The 12202-nt window shown below is 62.7% G+C and carries 8 protein-coding genes and 1 CRISPR repeat array (1 of these 9 cut by a window edge); of the genes, 1 reads left to right on the top strand and 7 read right to left on the bottom strand.

Translation table 11 applies throughout. From position 1 onward, the window contains the following. Nucleotides 1-5257: direct repeats of the CRISPR family, unit length 37 nt; unit sequence GTTTCATTCCCTTTGAGATCAGGGCGCTGAGCAGGGC; it reaches 73 nt to the left of the window's first position. A 99-nt stretch (nucleotides 5258-5356) separates the two neighbouring features. From cas2 (F1193_RS13565) to F1193_RS13540, 6 genes are all read right to left on the bottom strand, one after another. Then, nucleotides 5357-5701 (bottom strand): CRISPR-associated endonuclease Cas2, encoded by a 345-nt coding sequence (gene cas2 / locus F1193_RS13565; RefSeq protein ID WP_150098344.1) that lies wholly within the window; start codon nucleotides 5699-5701, stop codon nucleotides 5357-5359. After that, the gene (gene cas1 / locus F1193_RS13560; protein ID WP_170263638.1) at nucleotides 5698-6825 is read right to left on the bottom strand and encodes a CRISPR-associated endonuclease Cas1; all 1128 of its coding nucleotides are present in this window, start codon (nucleotides 6823-6825) and stop codon (nucleotides 5698-5700) included. The genes cas2 (F1193_RS13565) and cas1 overlap by 4 nt, the downstream gene beginning before the upstream one ends. After that, the gene (gene cas2, locus F1193_RS13555; protein ID WP_150098342.1) at nucleotides 6749-7033 is read right to left on the bottom strand and encodes a CRISPR-associated endonuclease Cas2; all 285 of its coding nucleotides are present in this window, start codon (nucleotides 7031-7033) and stop codon (nucleotides 6749-6751) included. The genes cas1 and cas2 (F1193_RS13555) overlap by 77 nt, the downstream gene beginning before the upstream one ends. A 65-nt stretch (nucleotides 7034-7098) precedes the next feature. Next, nucleotides 7099-8361, bottom strand: a complete 1263-nt coding sequence (csx2, locus tag F1193_RS13550; protein WP_150098341.1) for a TIGR02221 family CRISPR-associated protein — start codon at nucleotides 8359-8361, stop codon at nucleotides 7099-7101. 8 nt (nucleotides 8362-8369) lie between these two features. Continuing rightward, nucleotides 8370-9683 carry a CRISPR-associated protein Csx16 gene (csx16, locus tag F1193_RS13545; RefSeq protein WP_150098340.1) on the bottom strand — a complete coding sequence of 438 codons (1314 nt, stop codon included), beginning with the start codon at nucleotides 9681-9683 and terminating at the stop codon, nucleotides 8370-8372. Between the two features lie 687 nt (nucleotides 9684-10370). Continuing rightward, nucleotides 10371-11066: a hypothetical protein gene (locus F1193_RS13540; protein ID WP_150098339.1), complete on the bottom strand. Its 696-nt coding sequence runs from the start codon at nucleotides 11064-11066 to the stop codon at nucleotides 10371-10373. A 118-nt stretch (nucleotides 11067-11184) separates the two neighbouring features. Between F1193_RS13540 and F1193_RS13535 the strand changes: the two genes are divergently transcribed. Further along, nucleotides 11185-12051, top strand: coding sequence for a reverse transcriptase domain-containing protein (locus F1193_RS13535; RefSeq protein ID WP_150098338.1), 867 nt, complete (start codon nucleotides 11185-11187; stop codon nucleotides 12049-12051). Nucleotides 12052-12085: 34 nt separating this feature from the next. Here F1193_RS13535 and F1193_RS13530 read toward each other — a convergent pair. After that, a partial coding sequence (locus tag F1193_RS13530; protein ID WP_150096018.1) for an ISAzo13-like element transposase-related protein occupies nucleotides 12086-12202 on the bottom strand: 117 nt, incomplete at its 5' end.

The following is a 12202-nucleotide window of genomic DNA, read 5'->3' as shown; positions in this document are numbered from 1 at the left end:
ATTCCCTTTGAGATCAGGGCGCTGAGCAGGGCGAAAGGTATTCGAGATCGTCGCGGGGCGCGAGCGTTTCATTCCCTTTGAGATCAGGGCGCTGAGCAGGGCACTTCGCTCACCTCGGCCTGACGGAGGAGGAGTTTCATTCCCTTTGAGATCAGGGCGCTGAGCAGGGCCGCGCAGACCACCGGCTTCGGCTGGGAGAAGGTCGGTTTCATTCCCTTTGAGATCAGGGCGCTGAGCAGGGCGGTTCTCCATCGGTAACCACCGGGGAGGACGCAGTTTCATTCCCTTTGAGATCAGGGCGCTGAGCAGGGCGTTCTGACTCTGGACGGGAGCGACCCCATGGGTTTCATTCCCTTTGAGATCAGGGCGCTGAGCAGGGCTGGCTGAGAAGATGCCCCGTAGCGACCTGAGTTTCATTCCCTTTGAGATCAGGGCGCTGAGCAGGGCTCCAAGCTCAGTTCGATGACCTGACCCGTCGGTTTCATTCCCTTTGAGATCAGGGCGCTGAGCAGGGCTCAACGCGGGCGACTGATCAACGACTCCCCGTTTCATTCCCTTTGAGATCAGGGCGCTGAGCAGGGCGCCGGATCCTCCGCGAGGAGGTGGAGCGGTGGGTTTCATTCCCTTTGAGATCAGGGCGCTGAGCAGGGCAAAGGCCCGGCGCGACGCCGCACGGGCCGACGTTTCATTCCCTTTGAGATCAGGGCGCTGAGCAGGGCATGACCCGTATTCTTAATCTGACCCAGCACAACGTTTCATTCCCTTTGAGATCAGGGCGCTGAGCAGGGCGAAGGACCTCCGGAACGGCACGGAAGTGCCGTGTTTCATTCCCTTTGAGATCAGGGCGCTGAGCAGGGCGAGGGCGGTGGTCAGGCACACGACCACCAAGGTTTCATTCCCTTTGAGATCAGGGCGCTGAGCAGGGCGGCGGAGGTCGGCCGCCCCGAAGAGGGGTGGGGTTTCATTCCCTTTGAGATCAGGGCGCTGAGCAGGGCTCGCCGGACAGCCCTGTGGCCTCACCATCCGCGTTTCATTCCCTTTGAGATCAGGGCGCTGAGCAGGGCGCCGACCTACGAGAGCGATCCGCCCCGGAAATCCGTTTCATTCCCTTTGAGATCAGGGCGCTGAGCAGGGCGTCCTCGTAGAGGGCAACCCCACCGGGGTTGCGTTTCATTCCCTTTGAGATCAGGGCGCTGAGCAGGGCCCAGCCCTTCTGCTTTGCGGACGGGGTTGAGGTTTCATTCCCTTTGAGATCAGGGCGCTGAGCAGGGCGGACAAACGGCGCGGCTGGCGTCTCGGACAAGTTTCATTCCCTTTGAGATCAGGGCGCTGAGCAGGGCCCACCGTCGCCGTCGCCCCGACCTATGCGGCGTTTCATTCCCTTTGAGATCAGGGCGCTGAGCAGGGCGGCTTCGCAAGCCGATTGAGAGCACCCTGATGTTTCATTCCCTTTGAGATCAGGGCGCTGAGCAGGGCCGTCCATCCTCTCGAGAGCCATCGAAAGATTCGTTTCATTCCCTTTGAGATCAGGGCGCTGAGCAGGGCTTTTTTCTCGCGCTTTGCGCCGAGAATGGCGAGTTTCATTCCCTTTGAGATCAGGGCGCTGAGCAGGGCGCACCTCATCCCGCGCTGCGCTGACGTAGTTGTTTCATTCCCTTTGAGATCAGGGCGCTGAGCAGGGCAGTTTTCGCTGGATGATGCCCTTCGGGCGGCGTTTCATTCCCTTTGAGATCAGGGCGCTGAGCAGGGCGCACAGAGTGCGTCTCACTGGGGTTCAACTGGTTTCATTCCCTTTGAGATCAGGGCGCTGAGCAGGGCCCACGCCCCGCCCCCGCCCGCGGGACATCGCGGTTTCATTCCCTTTGAGATCAGGGCGCTGAGCAGGGCCTATTGGGGACTACAATGACCAAGTTCGCCCGTTTCATTCCCTTTGAGATCAGGGCGCTGAGCAGGGCGTTCGCTTCCGCCACCGCCGCCGATTTCGCCGTTTCATTCCCTTTGAGATCAGGGCGCTGAGCAGGGCCGGCGCCCGCGCAGGCGAAGCGCCGTCGCTCAGTTTCATTCCCTTTGAGATCAGGGCGCTGAGCAGGGCGTTCGGGTGGCCTCGGCTGCCGCTGCCCGGAGTTTCATTCCCTTTGAGATCAGGGCGCTGAGCAGGGCCCGGGAAGACACGATTCTACTCACAATCACACGTTTCATTCCCTTTGAGATCAGGGCGCTGAGCAGGGCTTACTTCTTTCGCCGCCGCCGCCGCCACTCTGTTTCATTCCCTTTGAGATCAGGGCGCTGACCAGGGCCCCCAATTTGCCGCAATCCCGCGGCAGGAGGTTTCATTCCCTTTGAGATCAGGGCGCTGAGCAGGGCCCAACACCTGCCGTGGTGCGCACCACATAGCGTTTCATTCCCTTTGAGATCAGGGCGCTGAGCAGGGCGCAGTCGACCGGTTTAGCCGGCCTGCGATGTTGTTTCATTCCCTTTGAGATCAGGGCGCTGAGCAGGGCCAGACCTTCAGGAGACTACTATGATCCTTGTGTTTCATTCCCTTTGAGATCAGGGCGCTGAGCAGGGCTCATGGCTTCCAAAAGGGGCTTACCATGTTCAACGGTTTCATTCCCTTTGAGATCAGGGCGCTGAGCAGGGCGCTTTTTCCTCAATCCTTCAATGTTTTGATGGGTTTCATTCCCTTTGAGATCAGGGCGCTGAGCAGGGCCTTCTTGCCCGTGGTGGCGGAGGAAAGTAACGTTTCATTCCCTTTGAGATCAGGGCGCTGAGCAGGGCTCGCCGCCGCCCTCACCACGGCCTCCGTCGCGGGTTTCATTCCCTTTGAGATCAGGGCGCTGAGCAGGGCTCGGAATGTAATCGAAAAAATGTACGACGGTTTCATTCCCTTTGAGATCAGGGCGCTGAGCAGGGCGTGGCCAAGAGCACGCACCAGAAGATGGTGCGGTTTCATTCCCTTTGAGATCAGGGCGCTGAGCAGGGCTCATGGAAGGAGGATTCCACCATGAACTGCCTGTTTCATTCCCTTTGAGATCAGGGCGCTGAGCAGGGCGCATGTTCTGGTTCTTCAATAATAAAACGACGTTTCATTCCCTTTGAGATCAGGGCGCTGAGCAGGGCCCACGACCTTCCTGAACTCGAACGAGCTGAAGTTTCATTCCCTTTGAGATCAGGGCGCTGAGCAGGGCCCCGGTTGAGGAGGAGGGGGAGTTCTCCATTTGGTTTCATTCCCTTTGAGATCAGGGCGCTGAGCAGGGCGCTTGGGGGAGGTCACTTGTTGAGGTACGTGAGTTTCATTCCCTTTGAGATCAGGGCGCTGAGCAGGGCTTACAGCAAGCGAACCCTGCGCCCCCGCGAAGTTTCATTCCCTTTGAGATCAGGGCGCTGAGCAGGGCTCGAAGCTCGCTTCGAGCGCGACCGCTGCGGGTTTCATTCCCTTTGAGATCAGGGCGCTGAGCAGGGCTCGAGCGCGACCGCTGCGGCGGGGAATAGGTTTCATTCCCTTTGAGATCAGGGCGCTGAGCAGGGCGAATACTGGTTTCACGGTGGCAGGCCCATCGCGGTTTCATTCCCTTTGAGATCAGGGCGCTGAGCAGGGCGGTACCATCATCACAAAAGCCCAACGAATCTGGGGTTTCATTCCCTTTGAGATCAGGGCGCTGAGCAGGGCCATCATCTTCGAGACGCGCAAGCTCTAGCGCGTTTCATTCCCTTTGAGATCAGGGCGCTGAGCAGGGCCCAGTTGGCCGGTTTGTGATGCTCTGCTGCGGTTTCATTCCCTTTGAGATCAGGGCGCTGAGCAGGGCGTCTTCTGCGTCGACGGCTACGTCGCCGTCGCGGTTTCATTCCCTTTGAGATCAGGGCGCTGAGCAGGGCGGTGCCTTCGCGGGCTGGGTCGTCGGGCTCTGTTTCATTCCCTTTGAGATCAGGGCGCTGAGCAGGGCTACAACGACGCGGAGGGCCAGTTGAAGCTGGCCGTTTCATTCCCTTTGAGATCAGGGCGCTGAGCAGGGCTGACCCCCCTCGTTTCAAGGAGAAAGCCATGTGTTTCATTCCCTTTGAGATCAGGGCGCTGAGCAGGGCCGCGACGAACGGGCCCCCGGCCCCTCGTCGCGTTTCATTCCCTTTGAGATCAGGGCGCTGAGCAGGGCGCACCTTCTGGCCTGCTGGGCCATGGGGGTCCGTTTCATTCCCTTTGAGATCAGGGCGCTGAGCAGGGCGGGCGCTCGTTGCTGCTGCCGGGGTCCATCAGCGTTTCATTCCCTTTGAGATCAGGGCGCTGAGCAGGGCGGAATCGTGGCCTCGCTCTGGCAGTATTCCCGTTTCATTCCCTTTGAGATCAGGGCGCTGAGCAGGGCGACGATGACTTCGACCACCACCGTTGACCTAAGTTTCATTCCCTTTGAGATCAGGGCGCTGAGCAGGGCCGATGCTGGTGGGGTGCTGGAGGATACGACGACGTTTCATTCCCTTTGAGATCAGGGCGCTGAGCAGGGCTTTTTGCCCCACTCTCTCCAAGGCAGATAGAGTTTCATTCCCTTTGAGATCAGGGCGCTGAGCAGGGCCTTTCTCGATTATCAGGCCGTTTGCCCGAACGGTTTCATTCCCTTTGAGATCAGGGCGCTGAGCAGGGCCCCGCATGGCCGACTACAACGAAATCGAAAAAATGAGTTTCATTCCCTTTGAGATCAGGGCGCTGAGCAGGGCGCGGCCAACCGGGCTACGAGGCTCGAAAAGCAGGTTTCATTCCCTTTGAGATCAGGGCGCTGAGCAGGGCGGAGACGAAAATGACAACGCGTATTTACGTCGTTTCATTCCCTTTGAGATCAGGGCGCTGAGCAGGGCGCAGGATGAGGAGTACGAAGTCTATATTTCCGTTTCATTCCCTTTGAGATCAGGGCGCTGAGCAGGGCCCAAGCCCCGCTCCAGAGGCCGGCACCCCGGCGTTTCATTCCCTTTGAGATCAGGGCGCTGAGCAGGGCCCGCCGAATCGTGGAGAGGGGCCGCGTGGCCGTTTCATTCCCTTTGAGATCAGGGCGCTGAGCAGGGCAGGGCTGATCCGGGGCGTCGACCCGATTGGAAAGTTTCATTCCCTTTGAGATCAGGGCGCTGAGCAGGGCGGGAAGCTACCAGTAGAGGGGCGGTATGCCTTGTTTCATTCCCTTTGAGATCAGGGCGCTGAGCAGGGCGCTCACCCTCGACGGCACCGACGCAGGCTTTGTTTCATTCCCTTTGAGATCAGGGCGCTGAGCAGGGCTGGTCACCCCCAAATTGTGCTTGGATTCGAATGAGTTGCAAGGGGCCATTCCAAAAAATAATTCAGCCTCGAAGCTGCCATGAATATGTCTGATTTTGTTCATCTTTGTACTCTTTTTGTGTTTCTTATGTTCTCTTTCAGCCGAGTCGCCAGCGTCGCTGCCGGCGCGCCGGAAACCGACATCACATCCCCTCCCGGCACACTGCCAAACCACGCCCCGCTCGGCGCCTCCGGCACCAGATAGATGCGGACGTCATCCTCAGCCGGGTCGATCAGTTTTCGCAGCCGCGCGATCAACTGCCCCCGCGCCGGCTCGGTCAGATCCGCCGCGAACACCGAATATTGGAGGCGAAAGCCGATCTCCGACAACACCTTCGCCACCCGTGCCAGCCGACGCGGGCTGCGAATGTCGTAGGCGACAACGTAAGTGCAGCGCCGGTTCACGCGCCGGCCTCACCTGCGCCGTCCTTGTCCGCCGCGTCGACGTCGGGCTGGCCGCAATCCCGCGGTGGCAGAAGCCGTGCCGCCGGGCGGTCATGGAATCGATAGAGCAGCCCGCTCGCCAGCTCGCCAGCGACGCGATCAATGGTCTGTCGCACCGGTCCGGCGCACCGCTCCTCGAAGGCACGATAGAACGCCCGCCGCCCGGCCTTGCCCATGGTGCAGCCCGCTTCGCCGCGACCGGAGAAATCTTCAGGCCGCAGGTGCGCCTCGGCAAACATCTGGTGCACAAACCGATCAATGTGCGGTCGGGCTGGCTCGACGAGGTCGCAGGCCAGGCTGTCGCGGTCGGCCGCGATGTCATGGAAGACGCCGAGCGTGGGATCGAAGCCGTGGCGCGCGGCAACGCGCAGCGCCTCGCCATAGGCCAGCGAATAGCCGAGCGACAGACAGACATTCACCGGGTCGCGCGGCGGACGGCGATTACGGCCGAAAAAGTCGAGCGCCGGCGCGAAGACGGTGGCAAACGCCGCGAAGAATGCGCGAGCCGCAGCACCTTCACGGCCGCGCAACACCTCAAGGCTCGGCGTCGCGGCGGCGTCTGCGGCGAGGGCTGCCGCCTCGGCCATGCGGCGGCGGGCCTCGGCGAGGTCGCGCGAGGAGCCGGCCGCTGTGGTTTCGATGTCTGCCAGCAGGCGAAGCCCGCCGTCGATCTTCTCGCGCACCAGCGGACGGGAAAAATCGAGACGGGCGACAGGATTGAGCAGCACGTCATACTGGGCAAGGCGCAGCGCCCGGTCGGCCCGCGTCGCCATCAGCGGCGTCGCGCTCGCGGTGCGGCCGACACGATCGAGAACGAGGCCGATGCCCTTGTCGGCCAGCCGTACCATCAGGCGCGTCGTGACGCGCGCCATGCCAGAGACGACGAGACGTTCGATCAGATTGAGCGGCAGCGTACCTTTGCGCTCGCCGTCGACGCGAACGACCAAGCGGTCGCCGTCGATGTCGACATCCGCGCCGCGCTGGTCAATATGTACTGTGGTCATGTCATCATCCGATGTAGTGCAAGTACGGTTCCAAAGTGGACCGCGGCGTGCCGAGGGCCTCGATGCGGGCGCGAGGATCAAGCACCAGCAGCAGCAGGCGGTCCTCTTCCTCATTGAGGAGCGATACCAGCCGCCGCCACATCTCCTCGCGTTCTGCAGCGGTGAACTGGCACTCGTGGACCGAAAGCTGCGCGTCGATGCCGAAACCTCTCACCGCATCGAGCGCTCGCCCGCGGCGGCGGTCGCTGACGACGTCGTAGGCGAGCAGGACAAGATCGCGCCGGGGCATGCGCCATCCTGCCGCGACGCCTGCGGTTCGGAAACAATGACAAGGTTGTCGTGGCGGCCGGTCGCTCAGTCGGCGAGGAGGATGTCGAAGGCGTCCGCGAGGAAGCGGCGGATGCGCGACTCTTCCTCCAAGGCATTCATCACCCGCGGCTCCTCCGCAGGCGCGGCATGAGCGAAGGCGTTCCGAACCTCCTTGAGATCATGGAAGGCGGTAATCCACGCCAGGGTGTCGGTATCGCCGCGGCGTTTCGCGGACCGACGCCATTCTTTGGAGTCATTGACAATACGTCTCTGAAAGTCGCTCCGCGCGTCCTCGTTCCGGAGGTCCTCCTCCGAGAAGGCGCCCTCCAGCTCCATCTCGCGGGTGACCGTTGCCTCGAAACCGAGGACGGCAGCGCGGACATAGTCGCCGGCTTCAAGGTGGATTCGTGCCAAAGCATGCTGGCGGCCGGACAGGGTGCCCTCGCTGGCCCATACAAGCCGGCGCTGGAGTTCCGGGGCGAACAGCGCGACGATCGGGTCGTCCTGCCGCGCCACGGCGCGCAAGGCGCCGCGAAACTGATCCTCGGTGCCGCCCAGGCGAAGAATGCGCTCGCGGAACGCGGCGTGTTCGAGCCGACGCGCCGCCGCCGTGTCGTCCGGCGTCAGCAGCGGAGCCAGATGGCGCAGGTCGCCGGCGGCGTCAAACGCCGCGAGCGCGCGGACCCAGCGCGAAATGGCGAGAAGGCCATCGAGGCGGATCACGGGCGCGGCCGCACGCCCGCGGCTCATTTCGCGCGCGCCATACCAGATGCCTTCGACTGAGGCATCCTTGATCGCCTCGACGACCTGCGCGGCAAACAAAGCGAGCATCGCCAAGTGCCGGAGGCCGTGGGTGATGTCGAACTCGACAGCGTCGCGCCGGCCCACGATCGACGCCAGCAGGCGCACCATGTCGGAGGCCTGATCCGCGGTCTCGGCATAACTGACGAGACGGAGATCAACATCGATACCGACCGCGGCGGACAGCCGGGGCTCCAGGGCGGCGAGCAGCTTCGCGTCGACCCGGTCTTCGAGACCGGCCTGCTGGAGTGCGAGAAAAAGGTTGGTGCCAGCCTCGTCGTCCGCGGCCGGGCGCGCGAGCGAGTCAAGGACGTCGTCCCACATCGAGCCAGTGGTGCCGAGCACGACCAGCCTGGTCGGTCGCCGCCCGGGCATGCTCAGCAGATGGTCGAGCAGCGCGCTGGCGAAGTAGGACGCGGTCCGAACCTCGCCGCCGCCGAAATCGTACGCCATCCGGTCGTATCCGCGCCGCGCTGCGCCGAGGAAGGTGATCAGCAGTCGCGCCATCGTTGTCCTCAGGTATCAATGTCCATCAGGGCGATTGAGCCGTCGTAGGTCGCAACCTGCCCGTCATTGTTGACGTAAGCGACAGTGACGGCACGATTTATCGTCGCAATAGCCGCGGCAATACTGAAAACCTTTGATCCTGGCGTGCAGTCGATCACAATGTCCTCTTCTTTGACCCCCCATTTGGAGCGGGCAAGCTCGATCGCCGCCTTCAAGGATGCCAGGATTTGGTCATGATCCTCGATGTCGACGTCGCCACGCATCCGCATGATCGAGACATGCTGAAAGCCGGCGGCGTCGAGCCGTCCGCGGAGAAACCCCGTGAACTGATCGTAGGCTCCCGCGGTCTCCTTCGAGACGATGACCAGGATATGCTGCAGCACGGGCAGATGAGCACGTGCTGCGCGGACCGGCTGTTGCCACGGGAAGCCGAATCGCAGTTTTTCCACAGTGAGGATCTGGCTTTGGAGCGAAGCCCTTGTGCTGTCACCGAAGCGGGCGTCCCCAGCCTCCAGCCGCTTCTTCAGCCGCTCGATCTGACTCCGCGACGCACCAAGGATCTCCAGGGGGAGCCGCGTGGCCTCCTCCAGAAGCGCGTCTTTTGGCGGAAACGAGACGGTGGTGATCAGGACCCGGCGCGGGTCGACCGGCCTTATCCCGAAGGTCGCGTACAGGATGCGCCCTCGCAGACGATAGACGATCCAGGCCACCGTCGCGAGTAGCACAAACGCGCCGCCCCCTTGAATGAGAAGGCGGATACCCTGGTCCGACCGCGCGGCGGCCAGAAGCCGTCCCCAGAACGAGAGCGTAGGCGACCCGGGATCCGGCGGCTGGGAATTAAGGATGGCCGGCTGGAACGTGTCCCAGAGCGTCTGGAACAGCCAGCTTTGTGAAAGCACGACAATTGTCAGCAACAAGATGGCAAGAGCTGCTGTCGGAAACTTCGCGCCGCGGTTCTTGGAATGCCGCGCCTTCTGAATGGATTGTCGGTCGACAGTAAGTTCGTCGGGGAGGTCGATATGATCGACCCGCCGCACGACGTACTGCACCAGCCGGGCACCGGCGGCGTCCATCTCCTCGACGCTCAACTCGCGTCCCCGCCCGGATGCGTCGAGTTCGAGATCGATTGCTTCATAGACAACCCCCTTTTCGACAAGCGAGGCCGCGAGCCGGAAAGGGAGTGGTCCTATCACGCGGTCTCCAGACTTGAGCGACAACAGCGTCGTGTCGTCCAAAGATGCGATCATCTCGCCGGAGATGCCCCGCGCAGACAGCCACGCCACAATCGGTGCGTGGCGCGTCACAATCAAAGTTCTGGCCATAAGATCAACAATTCAAGCGAGCAGAGCTTGAACGAACCATATATTCCGGATCACCGTCAACCGGTGATTGCCCGAACTGGACAAAGGCATCCAGAACAAGGCTGTCAGAGAGGGGCGTGCCGCTGACGAGGCAAGCCGGTGCGTATAATGTCTTGGTGTCCGCCGGTTGCTGCTGGCGGACCCATGGCCAGGCAAGGACTCACTCCGCCTCAAGCGAAAAGACGCCGCCTTGGACGATGGCTTCCTCGAGCCTCTTGGCAGCCTGATTTTTTCACCCGATTCCCCTGGCGGCGACTCCGAAAAATTTTTGACACAAAACTGCGATGAATATGTTCTGATTTGTTCGTCTTTAGTTTCATACTGGCGGCCACTGCACCGTCCGCCCATCGTTCCACGAGCAAGGCGCGTCGGGCCGGCTGTCCTGCCCGACGCGCGAAGCGGATCCAGTCTCGCGATGGCCCGGCAACCGCATGGTCCGCCACCACGTTCGATTCCCTTTCCCAAATTCACTTTCTCAAGCCGGCAACGCCTTCGTGGTCATTGACCGAAGATCCCGGCAGACCTTTCGTTTCATTCCCCTTGAGGCCGAAGCGACAGCGACAACGGTCGTCCGGGTCGACGGTCGTCCGGGTCGAACGTGAGCCGCACGCGCGGCGGATGACATCTCGCCGCGCATTCTGCCTCGGTTCAGCGCGCCGCTTCTGTTTTGCCACTCTCGAGCAGGGCCGCCGGCGGATGACCCATTTCGCTCGCGATTCTGGTGAGATCGGCGGCGTGTGCGCTCCGCAGGGACGACAAGGCGGCCCGGATCGCCTGCTCGCTCCGCTCAAATTTGCGCTGAGCGGTCCGGCGCGCCTGCTCCCGCATGTCGGCCTCGGCGTCGCCAGTGCGGGTTGCATAGCCGACGGCAGCCGCCGCGATACCAAGAACCAGAAGCGCAAGACCAGGCAGCACATCTTCGGCCGCGACCGCAGCCACTGCAGATAGGGCCGTGAGTTCGATCGCAGCCACGGCTGCGAGGGCCATCTGGTTGGACAAGAACGCATCGACATGCCGGGCTGCCGAACCGAGCCGGTCTCCGCTCACCGCGGCGACGAGGCCAAAGGCCGCCGCCAAAGCGACGCCGGACGGCGAGGATACGGCGACCCAACCGATGACGGCCGCCGTCAGGGTGATCACGACGGCCGTGATGTGTCGCGCCAGCGGCGACAGCGCCGGCGTCTCCCGGCACGGCGCGATCGCCTCGTAGGCGGCGCGGTCGGCGCGAAACGTGGGTGCCAGCGTAACGGCGCGGCTCAGCGCGGTCTCGTAGGGCATTAAGACTTCGACCTGCCCACCACGCCGGGGGTCGAGCGTGGTCCGGGCAATTTCCAGCAGGCTCACGTCGGTTCTCCTTCGATCGACGGTGACGACGGCAACCGTAACGCGCCCCCATGGAGCCTTCCATCTCGACAAGGTTGTCGAAAGGGAAATCCCGACTGCATCCCGCTAGAGAAATGGCATGTCCATGCCATTCGATTCCGATCACGTCTCGGACGACCCCGCCATCTTCCGGGACATCATCTCGAAGACGACACTCGCGGCGGGCTGGCGGCGGGTGCGCCGCAATGGCGGCGGCCCTGGCGGCGACGGCCAGACCGCCGCACAGTTCGCACGCCGGCTCTCGGCGAATATCGCCGCGCTGGCGGCCGACCTCGGACGCGGCCGCTATCAGCCGGGACCGTTGCGCATCAGCCGCATCCCCAAGGCCAACGGCAGCATGCGTACCCTGGCGGTTCCACCGATACGCGACCGGGTCGTGCAGTCGGCCGCCGCCATGGTGCTGGCGCCGCGACTGGACGCCGGCATGTCCCCGGCGAGCTTCGCCTATCGCGCCGGCCTGTCGGTGGAGCAGGCCGCAGCGCTGGTCACGGTTTATCGGCTACGCGGCTACTGCTGGGTGGTCGACGGCGACATCGCCGATTTCTTTCCATCGATCCTGCATGCGCCGCTCATGGCGCTGCTGTCGGGCACCATCCGCTGCCAGCGCAGCTGCGCACTGATCGCACGATGGCTCGATGCCTTCTCGCGGGACGGCCGCGGTCTTGCGCAAGGCTCGCCGCTGTCGCCACTGCTGTCGAACCTCGCGCTGTCGCCGGTCGACCGGGCAATCGACGGCAAGAACACGCGTCTCGTGCGCTACGCCGATGACTTCCTGCTGATGACAAAATCCCGTGCCGACGCCGAAGCGGCGGCAGAGCGCATGGCCGCGCTGATCCGGCCAATGGGGCTTGCGCTCAACGCCTCGAAGACCCGCATCGCGCATCTCGACGAAGGAATCCGGTTTCTTGGCTATCGCTTCGAACGCGATCGGCTGGGGCGGGGCTGAAAGCGTTTTGCGCCCCTTGGGAACTGTCCGGGAATTATCGCTCCGAACCGAGTGAGTTTGGGCTGATGGTGTAATTCCACTCGCCGTGGAAGTCGTGGCGGGTGAGGTTGACGGCTTCAAGGTCGGCGTCGGTGATTTTGACGCCGGCCGG

The sequence above is a fragment of the Blastochloris sulfoviridis genome (assembly GCF_008630065.1).
Taxonomy (GTDB): Bacteria; Pseudomonadota; Alphaproteobacteria; order Rhizobiales; family Xanthobacteraceae; genus Blastochloris; species Blastochloris sulfoviridis.
Note: the sequence above shows the minus strand (reverse complement) of the source record. Positions and strands in the feature narration are given on the sequence as shown.